The sequence below is a fragment of the Rhodococcus sp. NyZ502 genome, assembly GCF_041464245.1.
GTDB lineage: Bacteria > Actinomycetota > Actinomycetes > Mycobacteriales > Mycobacteriaceae > Rhodococcus_F > Rhodococcus_F qingshengii.
Genome location: NZ_CP167155.1, coordinates 2,121,575 through 2,139,912 on the forward strand (window position 1 = coordinate 2,121,575; position 18,338 = coordinate 2,139,912).

Below are 18,338 nucleotides of genomic sequence, written 5' to 3' on the forward strand. Positions count from 1 at the left end.
GCCGCGGTCAGTTGCCTTGCGCGTGAATATCGTCGCCTTCCAAACGCGCTGAACCAAAAGCACTTCGAGTCGAAGAGGAACTTCATGAGCACAGCGATTCTCGTCGCACACGTACACCCCGCCGATCCGTCTTCGGAGGATGCGTTCAACCGCTGGTACGACGACGTGCATATTCCGCAGGTCGTCGAACGAGTGCCCGGAGTTGTCTCCGCCTCCAGATTCTTCCTGGCGGATGTGCAGTTGCTGCCCGAGGATGCATTGCCCGCGCGCCGCTACCTGAGCATCTATCAACTCGACACGGAAGATCTCGCGGGCACCGCGCAGGCGTTGGGAAGTGCTTTGGGCGACGGAACTCTCGACATGTCCGAGGCCATCGCGACCACCGGCGACACCGGACCCGAATTGCTTTTCTACGTCCCGACCGAGAATTGAAGGGGAACGCTGACATGTCCGATCTTCTCGCGAACAAAGTTGCAATTGTCACCGGCGCAGGTGCCGGAATCGGCGCCGCCATTGCCCGGGCGTTCGGGGCGGAGGGCGCGAGGGTCGTGGTCTCCGACATCAACGGTGGCGCAGCACAGGCAGTGGCGGACTCGATCGACGGAGCTATCGCTGTCACAACTGATGTCACCGACGAACAGCAGGTCAAGGATCTCGTCGCCAGAGCGGTCGAAGAGTTCGGCGGACTGAACGTCGTAGTACCCAACGCCGGTATCGCCACCACGACCCCGCTGATCGAGACCTCGTTCGAGGACTGGCGGAAAGTGATGTCGGTCAACCTCGATGGAGTGTTCTTGACAGTGCGTCATTCGCTGCCCGCTCTCGTCGCATCCGGTGGCGGTTCGATCGTGAACATCTCGTCGATCTCGTCGACCACCGGCTCGCCTTTGATCGGCAGCTATGCCGCAGCCAAAGCAGCAGTTCGCAATCTCACCGAAACCCTGTCAGCCGAACTTCGCTTCCACGGAATCCGCGCGAATGCATTGCTGCCCGGATTCATCGATACCGACCTGGTCAAGAGTCACCAGCAGGATTTCGAGAATGCCCTCGGCCTCGAGTCCGGGGGATTCGACGACTTGATGGTCACGAAGCAGACGCGCTACGGCCGGACCGAGGAAGTTGCCGCCGCCGCAGTGTTCTTTGCGAGCGACCAGTCGTCGTGGTGCAACGGCAGCAGCCTGGTTCTCGACGGAGGGTTCACCGCTTCTCTCCTCTGAGCAGCAGAACCCTTTCCGAACGTCACCCGATCACCATTCGTGCGAGGATCCACACCATGACCAACCGCGCCGTGTACGTACTCCCGCCTGGAGGATTGAACAACCTCGAATCGAGGACGATCGAGACCCCGGGCCCGGGTGCGGGTGAGGTGACGATCGCGATCCACGCGAATTCGCTCAACCACCATGACTACCTCGTGGCGACCGGAGAGATAGCAACCGACGGTCCGCGGATCCTGTTGTCCGATGCTGCCGGGGAGGTCGTTGCGGTCGGAGACGGCGTAACACAGTTCAGCGTCGGAGATCGCGTGATGAGCACCTATTTGCCGCATTGGCGGAGCGGCACACCGGATTTCGACGGATTCGGAAATTCGCCGGGTGACGGTGTCGACGGGTTCGCCCGCGACACCGTCACCGTGCCGGTATCTGCTGTGACAGTGATGCCGCGAAACTACACCTACGAGGAAGCCGCTACCTTGCCCACCGCGGGATTGTCAGCGTGGCGCGCACTATTTGCCGGAGTCCCGATCATCCCAGGGTCGTCGGTGTTGATCCCTGGGACCAGCACGGTAGCGTTGTTTGCCGTCCAGCTGGCCAAAGCTGTTGGAGCCCAGGTGATCGCAACCTCGTCGGCCCCCGACAAGATGGCTCGATTGGTCGAGCTCGGTGCCGATCACGTGGTCAACTACCGTGAGCGCCCGGACTGGGGTTCGGAAGCGATGCGGCTCAGCGGCGGGATCGACCTCGTCCTCGACGTCGGCGGGCCGTCCACCCTCGGCCAATCTCTGGCGGCAGTCCGACCAGGCGGGCGAATCTGCGCGCTTGGCATCATGAACGGCCCCTCGTCGTCGATCGACCTGACTTCGCTACTGACCAAACAGGTCACCATCGAAGGTGTTTTGGTGGGCAGTCGTGCACATCAGGAGGAGATGGTCGCCGGGCTGGAGAGCCTGGCGCTTCGTCCCGTCATAGATTCTTCCTACAGCCTCGACCGCCTCGCTGACGCTTTCGAGCAGCAGAAATCCGGGCAGGCCTACGGCAAGATCGTCATCACAAACCCTTGATCGCTTGCCGGTCCCAACGGGGATCGGTGAGGATTTCCGCCGAGTCGCCGACAAATGCACTTGCGGCAGTCTGGTCGCCGCTCAGGGTGAATCTCAGCCATGCGGTGAGGTAGCCCCGGAATCCTTCGCCATCTGCGGCCCAATTGTGGCCGACGCCAAGCAGTCTGCCGCGGACCGCCGGTCCGGCGGTTTTGTCGAAGTACTCAGCTTGCGGATCGGCGGTGGAGACCGGGTCGTCGGCGCCGGTCATGAAGAACGTCGGTCCGGTCAACTGGGCCACGTCGATCACGTCGACAGGTCGCGAGGCCCACCACGGGTCAGGCAAATCGAGTACCGCCGTGGCGGTGATCAGATTCGCGGACTGGGTTGCCGCGTTGATCGCGCCACCGGCGCCCTGGGAGTGTCCGACCGAGGCAATGTTGTCGGTGTCGATCCGCTGGTGAAAAATGCTGTCAGCGTTGGTGTTCTGATCGACGACGTACTGGGCAGCCCCCAAGATCTCCGTCCCGTCGCCGGTGACGCTGCTGTCGGCCACCACAACGACAAAACCCCAAGAAGCGAGATGCTGCAGGAGCGCTTCGTACTCTTCGTAAGTCGCATAGCTGCCGTTGCCGAAGGTGACGACGGGATGCCGATTGCCATCAGACGACAAGTCGGCTGGGTAGAACAGTTGGTACCCGGGAACTGAATCGGCAGCCACTTCGTGCGCGCCCTGGGCTGCATACAGATCGCTGATCGATTCCGACGCGATGGATTCGGTGGTCGCGACTTCGGGAGTTGTCGGAACCCCCGCGGTGGCATGAGTGACGGCACCGGAGAGTGCCAGCACACACGATGCAGTCACGACGGCGAACGAGTACTTGGTTCGAGAAGGCATGGGCACAAGTATGTCTTGTACGGTCGCGGTCGGTCAGGCCGAGACGGGTGTGTGCCGATCTTCGCCGATTCGATCTCGGATGAGGAAGACGGCGATCACCCCGAAGACGACCAAGAGGACCGTCAGTAGAGAGGTGATGGCGGCGGCGCCGCTCACTTCCGTGGTCACCGAAGTGTCCAGCCCGCCGGTCGAGAGAATTGTGGTGGGGTCGGTGAGGCCGTGTAACACGATTGCGGCCCAGATCGTGCCCGTCACACGCATTGTCAGGTACATGCACATACCGAAACCGAAGGTGTAGACCACGGTGACAAGGACGGTCGACGGCTTCATCCCGGCGATGAGGTTGACGGTGTGCATGAGTGCAAACACCAGTGAAGACACGACGGCGACAAAGCGTTCCCGGTGGCCGGCGTCGCGCAGCATCTTCACTGCCAGGCCACGGGTGGCCAATTCCTCGGTCAGGCCGACGCACGCACCGAGCACCAGCAGGGCGATTACCTCGCCGGTGGTCCAGGCGCTCCAATCGGTTCCCGCCAGATGCGCAACAATGGCGGCGACCACGATGATCGGACCGATCCACATCCAACCGCGCCCACGAATGGGTTGTGGGCCGAAGACGCCGCGCAGCCAGCCGACCTTTGTCGTGAAAACCAGCAGGGCGATCCCGCCGATCGCGATGGGCAATGCGACGCCGAGGAGGATGCTGGAGGCGCTTGCCACGACATTGTCCGTGTCGATCTGGTCTGCAAAAACCCGGGAGGTAACCTGCCCGACAGCAAGATAGAACGCCAGGTAGACGACTATCAGCAGGAGCACTTTCCATACGGTGGGGCGACTCCAAAAACCGGACTTTTCGGGAACCGTATTGGTCATTGTCAGATCGTAAAGGGAGCTGCACGAAAACGCGCGGGTACCGTCTATTCGGACAGCAGCGAACACGAAGGCAGGCGCAGAAGAAATGTTGGAAGTCGATTTGAATGCACTGGACACGGCTTTGGCAGCGGGTGAGCCGTTGATCGACGTCCGTGAGGCCGACGAGTTCGCTCAGGTCCGAGTTCCCGGTGCGACGCTCATTCCGCTCAGCGAATTCGTCTCTCGCGTGGGTGAAATTCCGGACGCGGAAACGGTGTACATCATCTGCGCCGTCGGTGGTCGGAGCTTGCAAGCCGCTGAGTATCTGCAGGCTCGCGGCATCAATGCGGTTTCGGTGGCCGGTGGAACGATGGCGTGGTACCAGTCGGGGCGCCAGGTCGAGACCGGCGAATAGTGCGTAACTGTTGGGGCAGCTCCCGTTCACGGAGCTGCCCCAACACGTCACTTCCGCCAGAACAGGTGGTGCGTCACGCCGCTCGGGCTCGGCACAACGTCGAGGTTGAAGCGGTCGAGTAACTCGTCAGGTGTCTCCCACAGTCGTAGACCGGATCCGAATTCGATCGGGGAGACAGCGATGTGCATCGTGTCGACCAGATCGGCGTCGAGGAATTCACGGATAGTGCTGACTCCGCCGCCGAGTCGAACGTCCTTGCCCTGCGCTGCCTCACGTGCCTGCGCGAGGGCCGTCGCGGGGTCGGCGTCGACGAAGTGGAATGTCGTGTCCGATAGCGTGAACGACGGCCGCACGTGGTGGGTCAAGACAAAAACCGGGGTGTGGAACGGTGGCTCGTCGCCCCACCAGCCCTGCCACTCGAGATTCTCCCAAGGGCCGCGGTACGGTGAGAATTTGTTGCGGCCCATGATTTCGGCGCCGATGTTATTGGAGAAGTCCCGCGTGAAATAGTCGTCGAGGCCTCGGCTGCCGCCGGGATCGGTGCGATTGGGCCAGCTGGCCGTAGCTCCTGCCCACGCAAACATTTCACCGTGGTCCAGGCCGAACGGGCTCTCGAAGCTCTGGTCCGGACCGCAGGCTATTCCGTCACTCGAAACGCCGAAATTCTGCACTCGCAATAACTGACTCACCGTGTACTCCTGCTCTCGACAATGGTCTACGTAAGTACAGACCGTACGGCGAGCCAAAACTCATCGGTGCGAATTCATGCAGCCGCCGGTAGAACTCCACTGCGGATCGACCGGACGGTCCTGACCGCGACGGTTGCCCAGATGGGGATCAGTACGGTCAGCAGGGCAAGTGCGATTCCCCGGATCAGGGTGGAACCGGTGGCGACTCCGAAGGCATTCGCTCCGACGGCACATGCTCCGATGGGGAAGGTGAAGCTCCACCAGCCGAGCGAGAAGTCCAAGCCGCGGCGCAGTGCGTGGATGGTGACGACGGTGACGGTGACAAACGCGATCACGCCGATGATTCCGACGACGGTTCCGTAGGCGATCCCGAATTCGTGCAGGGTGTCGGCATGCTCGGGGCTGAGTGCATGCCGTGAGCCGGCGGCCAACAGGTTGGATGCCGCGATCGACTGTCCGATCACGCCCAACGGAATCCACAGTGAGGGAATGGCATTGAACGGGATCACGTCGACGCCGGCCGAACGGTTGCGTGCGAACTGCCTGGCGACGGCTACCAGAATGCCGATGGCGGCGGTCAGCGCCAGAGCGAACAGGATGTAGCAGAAAACCAGTACCGCGATGCGTGGAGCGCCTTCGGGCATGTGGGTGCTGACCGCTGCGCCGGTGGTGGCCGAGACCATCGGAGGTACGACGGGCATGAGCCAGAACGGCATTGCCGTCGCCATCCCGGCATCTCGAACGAGTCGAATCATCATCACGACGTAGGTGACCAGGCCGAGTGCCGTGCCGAGTGTCCACAGTGTCAGCGACACGGTGATCGCCACGTCGTGGCCGAGGAAGTCCGGGCCGGTGATGCCGGTTGCGGATCCCACGGTCAGCAGTGCCATTGCGACGGCGCCGTAGAAGGGGAACATCGCGGGGCTGTGCAGGTAGGCGAGGGCCTGACATCGATGTTGTGACCAATGGGTGGCAAATGCTCCGATCAAGGCGCACATTACGAGAACCGCCAGAACCCAGAAGATCTCGGAGACCAGTTTCAAGCCCTCGATCTCCGGTTCGAGCGAAGCGGCGGCCACCGACACGATTCCCGTTCCCATCGCTGCCGCGAACCAGTTCGGAGTGATGTGGGCGAAGGTGGAACTCGTTGTGGTGGTCATGTATTTCACTGTCGTCTCATCCGGTCCGTACCGGTAGACCGGTTGTTCTTGAATGCCCACAAACTCGCCTTGTGGGTCTAATCTTGGGACTATGTCGTTGTCTCCTCGGGTGCCGGAACTCAGTGCCCTCGACGTCCTCCTTTCCGTAGGGCGTCTGGGCAGCATGGGTGCTGCCGGCCGGGAGCACGGACTCAGTCAGCAGGCGGTCAGCGCCCGGGTGCGTTCGGTCGAACGCCAACTCGGAATCAAGGTGTTCGATCGAGCGGCGACCGGTGTTCGTCCCACCGCCGAGGGCGGTCTGATTCTCGAGTGGGCAAGTCACATCCTCGTCAGTGCCGAGGAAATGGCATCGGGAGTTGCCGCACTTCGCGGTGAACGTGATGCTGCCGTCACGGTTGCCGCCAGCATGACCATCGCCGAGTATCTGGTTCCCGGATGGACGGTCGCGATGCGGCACAAGTTCCCCAACGTCGTGGCGTCGGTGAGCTTGCACAATTCCTCGGACGTCTCTGCTCAAGTTCAGGCCGGCCAGGCCGATATCGGATTTGTCGAAGGGCCGGATGTGCCGTCGGCGCTCGCGTCGTGCGAAGTAGCGCGTGATCACCTCGTCGTGGTTGTGCCGCCGGGACACGACTGGGCGAATGGTGTGCCCGTTCCGGTCGAGGAACTCGCACGCACACCGCTGATTCAGCGAGAATCAGGGTCCGGTACGCGCCTGACGCTCGAGAATGCTGTTCCCGATTGTGTGCCGCCGCTGCTCGAGCTCACCTCGTGTACCGCTGTCAAGGCTGCGGTGGTGGCAGGCAACGCCCCGGCTGTTCTATCGTCGCTGGCAGTTGCCGCCGACCTGACGGACGGCCGACTGGTCGCGGTCAACGTCGACGGCTTGCGGATGCCGCGTCGACTCCAAGCCGTCTGGGATCCCGATCGCGGATTGCGCGGTGCGGCAAGAGATTTCCTCGACATAGCGCTCGGATCCAACACCGCTGTTCATTCACGCTGACGGCTACGGCCGCTATCGGACGGTGTCGATCCCCGCGAGGATGAGCTCGATGCCTGCCAGAAACTGTTCTCGGTCGTCGTGGTCGCGCAACTGCGCCGTCACCTGATTGAGGAACGGGTACTTCGCAGAGTCGAGTTCTTCCCATCGCGTGGCGACGCCCGCGAGGAAAGCGGACCGATCTGTCTCACGGGGGAGCAGACGGGCGCCCGCGGCGTACTGTCCGGCGAGACCGAGCACGTAGTTCAGGAGCGCGGACGCGCAGTCGAACTGTGCCGATTCGGGAACGCCGAGCGCCTGGAGTTGCTCGCCGAGACTTTCGAAGATCTGCATCACCGCTGATTGCCATGGCTCGCGAGAGAGTTGGGTGCCGACCCACGGGTGCGCGTCGATCGCGTCGAACACGCCGAGGGTGATGGTCCGGATCGCCTCCCGTGGGGCTGCGCCTTCGGTTGCACCGGTTGTCACGCGGGCGATGACGTCGTCGGTCGCCGCGGCGAGCAGTTCGCTCTTGTTGGCAACGTGCCAGTAAATCGCCCCGCTACCTGTTGCCAGGCGTGCGGAGAGTGCGCGAAATGTCAGCGCGGCTTCGCCCTCGTCGTCGAGGATCTCGATCGCAGCCTCGACGATTCGCTCCTTCGAGAGCGCATCCGTACGTCGTTCGGTCCGCTGATTCCTGGTCGCCATGCGAACCATCTTGACATATCTGGAACGCCGTTCCAAGATGTCATTGGAACGACGTTCCAATTGAAGCCTGAAAGGAAACAAACATGAGCAACTCGATAACGATCATCGGGGCGGGCCTCGGCGGTCTGACCTTCGCACGTGTCCTTCACGTTCATGGAATTCGGTCGAAGATCTACGAGGCGGAACTGTCGGCAGAAGCTCGCACGCAGGGCGGTCAACTCGACATCCACGAACACAACGGTCAGGCCGCGCTCGACGCCGCCGGCCTCACCGACGAGTTCCGCGCGATCATCCACGCGGGCGGCGCCGCGTCGCGCGTACTCGATCAACACGCCGCCGTGCTCCTCGACGAACCCGACGACGGCACGGGAGCACGTCCCGAGGTGCTGCGCGGCGACCTCCGTCGAATCCTGATTGATTCCCTTCCGGACTACACGATCGAATGGGGACGCAAAGTCGACACTGTGCGCTCGCTCGGAGATGATCGCCACGAGTTGACCTTCGTCGACGGTTCGACAGTGACCACCGACCTTCTCGTCGGTGCAGACGGTGCCTGGTCGAAGATCCGGCCGCTGCTCTCCGATGCGAAGCCGGAATACGTCGGCACCACGTTCGTCGAGACCTACCTCCACGACGTCGACGAGAAGCATTCGGCTGCAGCCGAAGCCGTCGGGGACGGGGCGATGTACGCGCCCGCACCAGGAAAAGCGATCGCCGCGCATCGAGAGGCGGGAGACATCGTGCACACCTACGTTCAGCTGAACCGTCCGGCGGAGTGGTTTGCCGGTATCGATTTCACCGACGCCGCCGCTGCGACAGCGCGGGTCGCCGCCGAGTTCGACGGTTGGGCACCGGAACTCACGGCGCTGATCACCGATGGCGAAACCGCTCCGATTCCGCGCGCGATCCATGCACTTCCCGACGAGCACCGATGGGATCGCGTGCCTGGGGTGACGCTCCTCGGTGACGCAGCGCACCTGATGGCCCCGTCCGGTGAGGGTGCGAACTTGGCCATGTTCGACGGCGCCGAACTGGGAAAGGCGATCGCCGCGCACCCCGACGACATCGAAGGGGCACTCGCCGAGTACGAAGAAGCGATGTTCGTGCGCAGCGCATCCGAGGCCGCGGACTCGCACGTGATCCTTGATCTCTGCCTCGGTGAAGGCGCACCGTATTCACTGGTCGATTTCTTCACCGGCGCTGCTTCCATATTCGGATAATGGGCGAATGCCTGTTGATTCCACTCCTTGGTCTGCCGCGATTGCGCACGTGAGCGGTCTCTCGAAGGGCGGCCCGTTGGATCGAAATCACCGGGTGACGTTGCACTTTCATCCGGACCTCCCGTCTGAACGTGGTCTGACATTGGCCTCGATCGCACGTCAAGGCACCTATGTGACCCAGTTCGAGTCTCGAACGAGCAACGGCGGACTGACGGCGCATCACGGCGGCGATCGTTGGCGTTGGGAGAGTCGGATATTCGGCGGAGCTTACGACGAGCGAGAGCCCTCGGAACGGCCGAAGTACGGATCGTTGAACTTCTCCGCCGATCCCTACGGGGCATCCCCTCGGTTCGGCTCGTCCTACTTCCGGCTTGCCGAGCACACGCTCGACCGCACCACTTTCTGCTTTCCCGACAGCGTCTTCGAGCCTGATCATTTCGGAACGGCCGAAGCGATGAGCTTGGTCGGCGCCGCACGGGCTGCCGAGCTCGACGATCCGCTCGACCACTACATCGAGGCGCACGTCCACGGCGTCGTCGACATCGGGACGGACGTCGAGGCGCTCGTTCTGGATCCGAGTTACCGGGGCACACGGATCGAAGAGATCGCCCACTCGCTCACGTGCCCGGTGCTGTGGCACGAGGGATACGCGGTCGATGTCGACGAGATAGCCGAACATCCCGAATACCGGGGTGCGGCCGTGATCGACCTTGCCCGAGAAATTGCGCACGGCAGGCGGCTGACGCCTGCCGTCCTGGGGCTCGCACGGGGTGCATCCTTCGATCCGCAGGACGTCAAGAAGGTTTGGCACTACATCGCTCGATTCGGCGGCAGAGTGTAGAACTGGGCATTCGCGTACAGCTGCACGTCGACGACCGCTGGTCCCGGGACCGCACATCGGTCCGAAGGTCGCGGTGAGGAAAGAGTGATTGATACGCAACATCGGGCATGAACTCCCGAAACAACTGCATCCGAAGATAGAAGTCGACCTTGATCCTCGGTCGAAGGGATGCATGAATCGATGGGCGCTCAACTCACCACCACCAGTGTCGACACACTCTGCGCATACTGCGGGGTGGGCTGTGGTCTTGTCCTCGACATCATCACCGATCCCGAGACGGGGCGTCGGAAGGCTGCGAAGTCTTCCGGTCTGAAGACACATCCCACCAACTTCGGGCGTCTGTGCACCAAAGGCACCACGACCGCAGACATGCTCGCCGGCCCGGGGCGCATGGAATCTGCATATCGCCGTCCGCGCCGAGGTGATGCGATCGAAGCGGCGGACATGGCCGCAGTCATCACTGACACCGCCCAGCGCCTGCGGGCAATAATCGACGAGCACGGTCCCGACGCGTTTGCGTTGTACGTGTCCGGGCAGATGTCACTCGAAGCTCAGTACCTGTCGAACAAACTGGCCAAGGGCTTCATCGGGACCAATCAGATCGAATCGAATTCCCGTTTGTGCATGGCGAGTGCCGGCACCGGCTACAAGCAGTCACTCGGGGCCGACGGACCGCCCGGTTCCTATCAGGACTTCGAACACGCCGACGTGTTCTTCGTGACCGGCGCGAACATGGCGGACTGCCATCCGATCCTTTTTCTGCGGGTGCAGGAGCGGATCAAGGCAGGCGCAAAGTTGATCGTCGTCGATCCTCGACGCACCGCCACCGCCGACAAGGCGAACTTGTTCCTGCAGATCGCTCCCGGCACCGATCTCGCGCTACTCAACGGACTACTCCACCTGCTCGTCGTGAACGGCCACACCGATCCGGACTTCATCGCCGACTTCACCGAAGGCTGGGAGGTCATGCCCAGTTTCCTCGCGGAGTACACGCCTGCGAAGGTCAGCGAGATCACCGGTATCCCCGAGGCCGACATCCGCACTGCAGCGCAGTGGATCGGTGAGGCTGCAAACTGGATGAGCTGTTGGACAATGGGTTTGAACCAGAGCACCCACGGCACGTGGAACACCAACGCCATCTGCAACCTTCACCTTGCGACCGGTGCGATCTGCAAGCCCGGCAGCGGTCCGTTCTCGTTGACCGGTCAGCCGAACGCCATGGGTGGGCGCGAAATGGGCTACATGGGGCCAGGTTTGCCAGGTCAGCGCGCCGTGATGGTCGACGCCGATCGCGAATTCGTCGAGGAGAGGTGGGGGATCCCGCAAGGCTCGCTGCGCACCGACATCGGCGGTGGCACCATCGACATGTTCTCCCGAATGGCGGCGGGCGACATCAAAGCGTGCTGGATCATCTGCACCAATCCCGTTGCGACGGTAGCCAACCGCAAGACCGTCATCGACGGCTTGGAGAAGGCCGACCTCGTCATCACCCAGGATGCTTTCCTGGTCACCGAGACCAACGAATACGCCGATGTTCTGCTGCCTGCTTCGCTGTGGACAGAGTCCGACGGAGTGATGATCAATTCCGAACGCAACCTGACGCTCTTTCAGCAGGCACTGGATCCGGTCGGGCAGGCGCTGCCTGATTGGCAGATCATCGCCCGGATCGCCTGCGAGATGGGGTACGCCGAAGCGTTCACCTACACCTGTGCCGAAGAGGTGTTCGAAGAGATCAAGCAGTTCTGGAATCCGAAGACCGGCTACGACTTACGCGGCGTCACCTACGAGCGCCTCCGCAAGACATCGATCCAGTGGCCATGCCCGCCAGATAGTGATCAGGACCGTCATCCCATCCGATACGTCAATGACGGTGTCAGTCAAAGACTCCTGATCCGCGAGGACGGCAGCACTCCGAGGCTCGCATTTCCCACCGCCACTGGCCGTGCGATGTTCTTCGCACGGCCGCACATGCTTCCCGCCGAAATGCCCGACGACGACTACCCCTTCCTGCTCAACACCGGTCGTCTCGCGCACCAGTGGCACACCATGACCAAGACCGGCAAGGTGGCCAAGTTGAACAAGCTCAACCCAGGTCCCTTCGTCGAGATCCATCCCGACGACGCCGCCAGGCTCGGCATCGTCGACCAGGATGCGATCGAGGTTGCCTCACGCCGCGGTCGCGCTGTGCTTCCGGCTGTTGTCACCGACCGAGTGCGTCCGGGGAACTGCTTTGCCCCATTTCACTGGAACGACGCCTTCGGCGAATATCTGTCCATCAACGCCGTCACCAACGACGCCATCGACCCTGCCTCGCAGCAACCGGAGTTCAAAGCCTGCGCTGTCACTATGACGAAGGTCGCCGTGAACACACCTGAAACAGTGCTCGCCGAGGCGGCGCTGCTGGCTCCCGCGCCAGCTGATCGGGCGTTGTCGCGAACCGATGTCCTCGCAGATGTCCTCGGTCAAACAGGAACACCTGCAGTGGTATTCGATGCGCTCCAGCAGAGCTACCTGGCCGGCCTTCTCGCAGCGTTGCGTGCGGACGCCGATCGCACTGCCGGGGTACCTACCTTGCCGTCGACGGCACCCTTCGATGCCGAAAAGCGGATGTGGGTCGACGGTGTTCTGGCCGGCCTGTACTCGCGGATCTCACTTCCTGACACCGACGGGCCTGCGTTGTCATCGAGTCCGAGTATTGGATCCGAGCGCGCGCCGATCGTGGTGCTCTGGGCATCGCAGACCGGAAACGCGGAAGAATTCGCTGCTGAGTGCGCCACTCGTCTCGGGGGAATCGGCTTGCCCGTCGTGATGCACGCGATGGACGAATTCCCGGCCGCCGACCTGGCAGCTACCAGAGAGGTCCTGCTGATCACCAGTACCTCCGGTGACGGCGAATCCCCGGACAACGGCAGCGGTTTCTGGGATGCGTTGTCTGCTGACACGGCGCCCCGCATGTCCGAGACACGTTATGCAGTCATCGCTTTCGGCGACTCGAACTATGCCGACTTCTGTGGACACGGACGAAAGCTCGACGCCCGCCTTGCCGAACTGGGAGCCAGTCGTATCGTCGATCGCGCCGACTGCGAGCCCGATTTCGAGGACACCGCTGCTGGATGGCTGGAGGCGGTCACGGCTGAGCTTCGGAGCTCGGTGGCCGGCGAGACGACCGACGTCCTCGTTGCAAAGAAGAATTCTGGGACAACCGTTGCAGCCGCGCCGATTTCACCGGCGATGTCGCCGCCGCTGCGATACAACAAGAAGGCGCCGCTGACCACAGCCTTGACGCGCAATGTCGTGCTCAACCGTCCGGGTTCTTCCAAAGACGTGCGGCAGTTGGGCTTTCACCTTCCAGGTGACACGGTCAGTTACGAAGCCGGCGACGCTCTCGGAGTCTGGCCCCGAAACAGCTCTCCGTTTGTCGACGAGTGGCTCACCCTTACCGGCCTCGACGGTGACGAGACCGTCGAACTGGGGCAGTACGGGGAAATGACGCTGCGTACCGCGCTCACCGAGCGCTTGGAGATCACTCGAATCTCGACCGACATGATTCGATTCGTGCATCAACGAACCCGCGATTCGGACCTGGCCGAGTTGTTGAAGCCGGAGAATGTCTCCACGTTCAAAGACTGGTCGTGGGGACGACAGTCCGTCGACATTCTCGCGCAGTCGCCCGTTCGTGCCTCGACAGACGAATGGCTCTCGCTGCTCAAACCGATTCAGCCGCGGCTGTATTCGATTTCTTCCAGCCCGAAAGAGAACCCACGCGAAGTGCAGTTGACGGTGTCCGCGGTGCGATACAACGTTGCGGGTGTCCCACGGCGTGGAGTGTGCTCGACTTACCTCGCCGACCACGCTCACGATGACGACATCGGTATCTACGTGCAGAAGTCGACCCACTTCCGGCCACCTTCCGATCCCGAAACCCCGATGATCATGGTCGGTCCGGGGACCGGCATTGCACCGTTCCGTGCCTTCCTGCATGAGCGGCGGGCATTGGGGCACACGGGTCCGAACTGGCTGTTCTTCGGAGAACAGCACGCCGCGACCGACTTCTATTACCGCGAAGAAATCGAAGAATTGCGGAAAGACGGATTCCTCACCGAACTCGACCTCGCGTTTTCCCGGGATCAAGCCGACAAGGTCTACGTGCAGGACCGGATGCGTGAGCGGGGTGCGCTGCTGTGGGAGTGGTTGCAGAAAGGAGCGCACTTCTACGTCTGCGGCGATGCCAACCGGATGGCCAAGGACGTCGACAGTGCCCTCAACGGGGTGGTCGCTCAACACGGAAAACTGGCTCCTCGCAGTGCCGAGGCATACGTGAAGGCTCTTTCGGCGGAGAAGCGCTATGTCCGGGACGTCTACTGACGTCGATCAGACAGCGCCCTTGAACCCGTGCTGACGCCAGGCCTCGTACGTCACGAGGGCGGCAGCGTTGGACAGGTTGAGGGACCGGCGTCCGGGCAGCATCGGGATACGCAGGCGCTCGGTGACGTGTTCGTCCGCCAATACTTCTTCGGACAGTCCGGTGGGTTCGGGTCCGAACAGCAGGACGTCGCCGGGTTGGTAGGCGATATCGGCATACGACGTGGTCGCGTGCGCGGTGAAGGCGAATACGCGAGCGGGGGTGACGGCTTCCCAGGCAGCGGTCAGGTTTTCGTGGACCGTGACAGTCGCCAGGTCGTGGTAGTCCAAGCCTGCGCGCTTGAGCTTCGGCTCCGACAAGTCGAACCCGAGAGGGCCGACCAGGTGGAGTTCGCAACCGGTGCCCGCGACCATGCGGATCGCGTTTCCGGTGTTGGGTGGGATGCGGGGCTCGTGGAACATCACTCGGAACACTCGAGGAACTGTACCGGGCGACGTATCGGTGCCCACGTCCGTGAGGAGACCGGTCGGGAAGTGTGGGCGAATTGGTAACAAACCGGCCAGTCCGTGCGAATCTATTTCCGGCACTCTTCGCAGAACGGACATTTTGATGAACCCTCCCGCCGGTTGGAACCCCGACCCCTTCGACCCCACGATCGACCGTTACTGGGACGGTCAGCAGTGGACCGCGCAGACACGGCCCAAGGGCGTCGACGCACCCACTCAGGCTTTCGGCACTCCCACGCAGGTCTTCGGCGCACCCGGATCGGCGGCGCCGGACACTAACGCCGAGGAAGGCAAGACGCGGCGTAAGTGGCCGTGGATCGCCGGCGCGGCAGTCGTGGGGCTGGTTGCCATCGCCGCGGCGACGGGAGCGGGCAAGTCGGAAGAATCGACGACGCCTGCTGCGACCTCTTCGGCGACAGCTGCAGCGACGACAACCAAGAGCACTGTCCCGTCGACGACAAAGACCACAACGTCGTCCGCCCCGCCGACCACGACTACCGCGACGACGCTGCCGACCACGACAACCACCGTGGCAATCGTGCCGCTGGTGCCTCAGGTTCCGGAGACCACGACAACGCCGTACGTTCCGCCCGCTCCGGCGTACACGCCCCCGAAGACAACGGAACCCGCCTACGTTCCGCCGCCGGCCAAGGTGCCTGACGCGGGGGTGTATTACGCCAACTGTGCAGCCGTGCGAGCGGCCGGTGCTGCCCCGATCTACCGCGGCGATCCCGGCTATTCGTCCAAGCTTGATCGTGACGGTGACGGCGTGGCCTGCGAGACCTAGGCGATCGAACCGGTGTCGGTGCGGCGGGGCAGTATGGACGGCATGCTCCCCGAAGAATCCGACGATGTCGTCGGCGAAGACTATTCAGACGCGCGGCTGGCCGGGCAGAAGTGGCGTCAGCGCACTTTCACCAACTGCAATTTCCGAGACGCCGACCTCACCGGACTCACGACGGAGTCGGTGGTGTTCACGGATTGTGATTTCACCGGCACCGATCTGGGGGAGTCCGTGCACACGGGAACTGCGTTCCGCTCGTGCAATTTTGCCCGGACCAGCCTGTGGCACAGCACGTTCCGAAACTGCAGTCTGCTCGGGTCGACGTTCGACGGTTGCCGCATCCGGCCGTTGACGCTCGACGAAGTCGACTTCTCGTTGACCTCACTCGGCGGGGCGGACCTGAGAAAGATCGACTTCACCTCGTGCCGCTTCCGTGAAGCGAACCTGGTTCGGGCCGACATGCGGGGCGCGGTGCTGGCGTCCGCGGATCTGTCCGGTGCTCGCACGGGTGGACTCAAACTCGAAGGTGCAGACCTGCGCGGTGCGCGGATCGATCCGAGCCTGTGGACGTCCGCGTCGGTCGGAAACGCGCAGATCGAGTTGACGCAGGCGGTGGCGTACGCGTCGGCGCACGGTCTTGTCGTCGACATGAAGTAGCAGCGCCTAGCTCTCCAAGCGCTCCTCGAGGCGCACCGTCACCAGCTCGCCGGTCTCCTTGCCGATGGCTTTGCGAAGATCGGCTTTGACCGGCAGCTTGTGGTTACCGTCTCCCAACGCCATGAACGAACTCTGGAACGGATGTCCGTCGATCGTCCCGCGTACCTTGACCAGGCCGCGGGTGCCGAAGAACTCGGCGGACTCCGGCCAGATCACATAAGTCCACCCGCCCTTGGCGTCGCTCTTCTGCAGGGTGGCCGTGAATTCCTTGTCCAGCAACATGATGTCGGTCCTTTCGAACTCGTCCCAGTCGATCAGCGGATGAATTCCCGTGCGAGCAGATCCATCAACAGTCCGTCCTTCCACGCACCGTGGCGATCTCGCGAATACTCGCGCATCACCCCGACGTCCTTGAAGCCCACCGATCGGTAGCACGCGATGGCGACGGAGTTGTCGACTTCCGGGTCGATGACCAGACGGTGGAATGCGAGGTCGTCGATCAGGTGGGCACACAGCACCCGTATCGATTCGCGACCGAACCCTCGGCCGTGGAAGTCGGGATCGAGGAACAAGTCGAGCCCGGCGTGGCGGAAGTCGGGGTTGTCTTCCGCTTCGTACCACTGGATGAAGCCGATCAGTTGGTCGCCGTGGAAGATGCTGTAGTGCGTGGTGCCGGCTTCTGGCGCCGCAGGCCAGTCGTCGTCGGGATTTTGCCACCACTGCACGACGTCCGGGTGCAGGTGAATTGCCCGCAGACGGGCGTGATGATCGGGCGCGACGGGGGAGAGGAGCACCCTCGGGCCGCGTAGTTCCGGAGCCGTTGTCACTCATCGACCCTAACCTGGAACAATGGTCGCCGTGACTGCAACGATCCTCGACGGCAAAGCTACCCGCGACGAAATCTTCGAAGACCTGAAGGTGCGGGTGAGCGCTCTGAAGGCAGAGGGCATCACACCCGGCTTGGGCACCATCCTGGTGGGCGACGACCCCGGATCCGCGGCTTACGTGCGCGGCAAGCACAACGACTGCGCCAAGGTCGGCATCAATTCTTTGCGACGCGACCTGCCTGCCGACATCACGCAGGAGCAGCTCAACGCGACGATCGACGAGCTCAATGCCAATCCCGAGTGCACCGGCTACATCGTGCAGTTGCCGCTTCCCAAGCACCTTGACGAGAACGCAGCCCTCGAGCGCATCGACCCCGACAAGGACGCCGACGGCTTGCACCCGGTCAACCTCGGTCGACTGGTGTTGGGCAAGGAAGCCCCGCTGCCGTGCACCCCGCGTGGAATCCTGCATCTCCTGCGCCGCTACGAGGTCCCTATTGCAGGCGCACACGTGGTGGTAGTCGGACGAGGCGTCACAGTCGGTCGCCCGATCGGATTGCTGCTGACGCGTCGTAGCGAGAACGCGACGGTCACGCTCTGCCACACCGGTACCCGCGATCTCGCGGCCGAGGTTCGCCGCGCCGACATCATCGTCGCTGCCGCAGGCGTTCCCGGCCTCATCACCGCAGACATGGTCAAGCCCGGGGCAGCGGTCCTCGACGTCGGCGTCAGTCGCACCGACGACGGCCTGCGCGGCGACGTCGCAGCCGACGTCAGCGAGGTCGCCGGCTTCGTCTCACCCAACCCCGGTGGTGTCGGACCGCTGACCCGCGCGTTCCTGATCACCAACGTGGTCGAGCGCGCCGAGCGGGTTCTGGCCGGAGTCTGAGTCCGATGTCCTCACTGGTCGGCCTCGCGAAGAAGAATCTGCCCATGCTCGCGGTCCTCGCCGTGATCGCGGCGGCCGTGGTTCTCGTGCTGGCCGACCGGTGGCGCCGCGGCGCCCTCGTCTTCGGTGTTGCCGTCATCATCGGAGCTGCCGCTCGGTGGTTCGTTCCCGAGAACCGTGTGGGGTTGCTCGCGGTGCGTGGAAGGGTCTTCGACACTGCGGCGATGGGCGTTATGGGTGTGCTGATCGCGACGCTCGCCCTGACCATCGATCCGCTCGGTACCGACTGA

The 18,338-nt window shown here is 62.9% G+C and carries 20 protein-coding genes; 12 read left to right on the forward strand and 8 right to left on the reverse strand.

The window, feature by feature from the left end; all coding sequences use genetic code 11:
- Window positions 1–84: 84 nt before the first annotated feature.
- The 3 genes from ACBG85_RS09885 to ACBG85_RS09895 are packed head-to-tail and all read left to right on the forward strand — an operon-like array spanning window position 85 to window position 2,281.
- Window positions 85–432: a hypothetical protein gene (locus ACBG85_RS09885; RefSeq protein WP_007727425.1), complete on the forward strand. Its 348-nt coding sequence runs from the start codon at window positions 85–87 to the stop codon at window positions 430–432.
- A gap of 14 nt (window positions 433–446) precedes the next feature.
- Entirely contained in the window at window positions 447–1,217 is a 771-nt protein-coding gene (locus ACBG85_RS09890) for a glucose 1-dehydrogenase (protein WP_003940866.1), read from the forward strand.
- Window positions 1,218–1,273: 56 nt separating this feature from the next.
- Window positions 1,274–2,281, forward strand: coding sequence for an NAD(P)-dependent alcohol dehydrogenase (locus tag ACBG85_RS09895; RefSeq protein ID WP_007727420.1), 1,008 nt, complete (start codon window positions 1,274–1,276; stop codon window positions 2,279–2,281).
- On the opposite strand, the gene ACBG85_RS09900 is transcribed toward ACBG85_RS09895, so the two are convergent.
- Both ACBG85_RS09900 and ACBG85_RS09905 read right to left on the reverse strand, forming a co-directional pair.
- Window positions 2,268–3,158, reverse strand: coding sequence for an alpha/beta hydrolase (locus ACBG85_RS09900; RefSeq protein WP_058039042.1), 891 nt, complete (start codon window positions 3,156–3,158; stop codon window positions 2,268–2,270). The two genes, ACBG85_RS09895 and ACBG85_RS09900, sit on opposite strands and share 14 nt — an antisense overlap.
- Window positions 3,159–3,191: 33 nt before the next feature.
- Complete coding sequence (locus tag ACBG85_RS09905; RefSeq protein WP_058039115.1) at window positions 3,192–4,031, reverse strand: CPBP family intramembrane glutamic endopeptidase; 840 nt, start codon at window positions 4,029–4,031, stop codon at window positions 3,192–3,194.
- 85 nt (window positions 4,032–4,116) lie between these two features.
- Between ACBG85_RS09905 and ACBG85_RS09910 the strand changes: the two genes are divergently transcribed.
- Window positions 4,117–4,425, forward strand: a complete 309-nt coding sequence (locus tag ACBG85_RS09910) for a rhodanese-like domain-containing protein (protein ID WP_003940684.1) — start codon at window positions 4,117–4,119, stop codon at window positions 4,423–4,425.
- Between the two features lie 47 nt (window positions 4,426–4,472).
- On the opposite strand, the gene ACBG85_RS09915 is transcribed toward ACBG85_RS09910, so the two are convergent.
- Both ACBG85_RS09915 and ACBG85_RS09920 read right to left on the reverse strand, forming a co-directional pair.
- Window positions 4,473–5,114 carry a dihydrofolate reductase family protein gene (locus ACBG85_RS09915; RefSeq protein ID WP_003940771.1) on the reverse strand — a complete coding sequence of 214 codons (642 nt, stop codon included), beginning with the start codon at window positions 5,112–5,114 and terminating at the stop codon, window positions 4,473–4,475.
- 74 nt (window positions 5,115–5,188) lie between these two features.
- On the reverse strand, window positions 5,189–6,274 hold the full coding sequence (locus ACBG85_RS09920; protein WP_372027357.1) for a TDT family transporter: 1,086 nt from the start codon (window positions 6,272–6,274) through the stop codon (window positions 5,189–5,191).
- A gap of 91 nt (window positions 6,275–6,365) precedes the next feature.
- Here ACBG85_RS09920 and ACBG85_RS09925 point away from each other — a divergent pair, with 91 nt between their 5' ends.
- Entirely contained in the window at window positions 6,366–7,277 is a 912-nt protein-coding gene (locus tag ACBG85_RS09925) for a LysR family transcriptional regulator (protein ID WP_030535095.1), read from the forward strand.
- 12 nt (window positions 7,278–7,289) lie between these two features.
- Here ACBG85_RS09925 and ACBG85_RS09930 read toward each other — a convergent pair whose 3' ends face one another.
- Entirely contained in the window at window positions 7,290–7,970 is a 681-nt protein-coding gene (locus tag ACBG85_RS09930; RefSeq protein ID WP_007727412.1) for a TetR/AcrR family transcriptional regulator, read from the reverse strand.
- A gap of 74 nt (window positions 7,971–8,044) precedes the next feature.
- Here ACBG85_RS09930 and ACBG85_RS09935 point away from each other — a divergent pair, with 74 nt between their 5' ends.
- From ACBG85_RS09935 to ACBG85_RS09945, 3 genes are all read left to right on the forward strand, one after another.
- Window positions 8,045–9,181 carry an FAD-dependent oxidoreductase gene (locus ACBG85_RS09935; RefSeq protein WP_372027359.1) on the forward strand — a complete coding sequence of 379 codons (1,137 nt, stop codon included), beginning with the start codon at window positions 8,045–8,047 and terminating at the stop codon, window positions 9,179–9,181.
- 7 nt (window positions 9,182–9,188) lie between these two features.
- A complete protein-coding gene (locus ACBG85_RS09940) occupies window positions 9,189–10,022 on the forward strand; it encodes a DUF3626 domain-containing protein (protein ID WP_285181813.1) in 834 nt (277 codons plus the stop codon).
- A gap of 180 nt (window positions 10,023–10,202) precedes the next feature.
- A complete protein-coding gene (locus ACBG85_RS09945; protein WP_372027832.1) occupies window positions 10,203–14,387 on the forward strand; it encodes a molybdopterin-dependent oxidoreductase in 4,185 nt (1,394 codons plus the stop codon).
- A 6-nt stretch (window positions 14,388–14,393) separates the two neighbouring features.
- Here the strand turns inward: ACBG85_RS09945 and ACBG85_RS09950 are convergent, their stop codons facing one another.
- Window positions 14,394–14,858 (reverse strand): tRNA (cytidine(34)-2'-O)-methyltransferase, encoded by a 465-nt coding sequence (locus ACBG85_RS09950; protein ID WP_007727408.1) that lies wholly within the window; start codon window positions 14,856–14,858, stop codon window positions 14,394–14,396.
- A 136-nt stretch (window positions 14,859–14,994) separates the two neighbouring features.
- Here ACBG85_RS09950 and ACBG85_RS09955 point away from each other — a divergent pair, with 136 nt between their 5' ends.
- Both ACBG85_RS09955 and ACBG85_RS09960 read left to right on the forward strand, forming a co-directional pair.
- Window positions 14,995–15,678: an excalibur calcium-binding domain-containing protein gene (locus ACBG85_RS09955; protein WP_058039043.1), complete on the forward strand. Its 684-nt coding sequence runs from the start codon at window positions 14,995–14,997 to the stop codon at window positions 15,676–15,678.
- A 33-nt stretch (window positions 15,679–15,711) separates the two neighbouring features.
- On the forward strand, window positions 15,712–16,332 hold the full coding sequence (locus ACBG85_RS09960; protein WP_372027362.1) for a pentapeptide repeat-containing protein: 621 nt from the start codon (window positions 15,712–15,714) through the stop codon (window positions 16,330–16,332).
- A gap of 6 nt (window positions 16,333–16,338) precedes the next feature.
- On the opposite strand, the gene ACBG85_RS09965 is transcribed toward ACBG85_RS09960, so the two are convergent.
- Window positions 16,339–16,614 carry a DUF1905 domain-containing protein gene (locus ACBG85_RS09965; RefSeq protein WP_007727403.1) on the reverse strand — a complete coding sequence of 92 codons (276 nt, stop codon included), beginning with the start codon at window positions 16,612–16,614 and terminating at the stop codon, window positions 16,339–16,341.
- Window positions 16,615–16,646: 32 nt separating this feature from the next.
- On the reverse strand, window positions 16,647–17,159 hold the full coding sequence (locus tag ACBG85_RS09970) for a GNAT family N-acetyltransferase (protein ID WP_063892105.1): 513 nt from the start codon (window positions 17,157–17,159) through the stop codon (window positions 16,647–16,649).
- Window positions 17,160–17,190: 31 nt separating this feature from the next.
- Here ACBG85_RS09970 and ACBG85_RS09975 point away from each other — a divergent pair, with 31 nt between their 5' ends.
- On the forward strand, window positions 17,191–18,048 hold the full coding sequence (locus ACBG85_RS09975; protein WP_174519480.1) for a bifunctional methylenetetrahydrofolate dehydrogenase/methenyltetrahydrofolate cyclohydrolase: 858 nt from the start codon (window positions 17,191–17,193) through the stop codon (window positions 18,046–18,048).
- 5 nt (window positions 18,049–18,053) lie between these two features.
- Window positions 18,054–18,338, forward strand: a complete 285-nt coding sequence (locus tag ACBG85_RS09980) for a DUF3017 domain-containing protein (protein ID WP_003940740.1) — start codon at window positions 18,054–18,056, stop codon at window positions 18,336–18,338.

Coding starts and splice junctions, on each gene's coding strand:
- ACBG85_RS09885 (WP_007727425.1), top strand. CDS start 85: ATGAGCACAGCGATTCTCGTCGCACACGTACACCCCGCCGATCCGTCT.
- ACBG85_RS09890 (WP_003940866.1), top strand. CDS start 447: ATGTCCGATCTTCTCGCGAACAAAGTTGCAATTGTCACCGGCGCAGGT.
- ACBG85_RS09895 (WP_007727420.1), top strand. CDS start 1,274: ATGACCAACCGCGCCGTGTACGTACTCCCGCCTGGAGGATTGAACAAC.
- ACBG85_RS09900 (WP_058039042.1), bottom strand. CDS start 3,158: ATGCCTTCTCGAACCAAGTACTCGTTCGCCGTCGTGACTGCATCGTGT.
- ACBG85_RS09905 (WP_058039115.1), bottom strand. CDS start 4,031: ATGACCAATACGGTTCCCGAAAAGTCCGGTTTTTGGAGTCGCCCCACC.
- ACBG85_RS09910 (WP_003940684.1), top strand. CDS start 4,117: ATGTTGGAAGTCGATTTGAATGCACTGGACACGGCTTTGGCAGCGGGT.
- ACBG85_RS09920 (WP_372027357.1), bottom strand. CDS start 6,274: ATGACCACCACAACGAGTTCCACCTTCGCCCACATCACTCCGAACTGG.
- ACBG85_RS09925 (WP_030535095.1), top strand. CDS start 6,366: ATGTCGTTGTCTCCTCGGGTGCCGGAACTCAGTGCCCTCGACGTCCTC.
- ACBG85_RS09930 (WP_007727412.1), bottom strand. CDS start 7,970: ATGGTTCGCATGGCGACCAGGAATCAGCGGACCGAACGACGTACGGAT.
- ACBG85_RS09935 (WP_372027359.1), top strand. CDS start 8,045: ATGAGCAACTCGATAACGATCATCGGGGCGGGCCTCGGCGGTCTGACC.
- ACBG85_RS09940 (WP_285181813.1), top strand. CDS start 9,189: ATGCCTGTTGATTCCACTCCTTGGTCTGCCGCGATTGCGCACGTGAGC.
- ACBG85_RS09945 (WP_372027832.1), top strand. CDS start 10,203: ATGGGCGCTCAACTCACCACCACCAGTGTCGACACACTCTGCGCATAC.
- ACBG85_RS09955 (WP_058039043.1), top strand. CDS start 14,995: ATGAACCCTCCCGCCGGTTGGAACCCCGACCCCTTCGACCCCACGATC.
- ACBG85_RS09960 (WP_372027362.1), top strand. CDS start 15,712: ATGGACGGCATGCTCCCCGAAGAATCCGACGATGTCGTCGGCGAAGAC.
- ACBG85_RS09965 (WP_007727403.1), bottom strand. CDS start 16,614: ATGTTGCTGGACAAGGAATTCACGGCCACCCTGCAGAAGAGCGACGCC.
- ACBG85_RS09980 (WP_003940740.1), top strand. CDS start 18,054: ATGTCCTCACTGGTCGGCCTCGCGAAGAAGAATCTGCCCATGCTCGCG.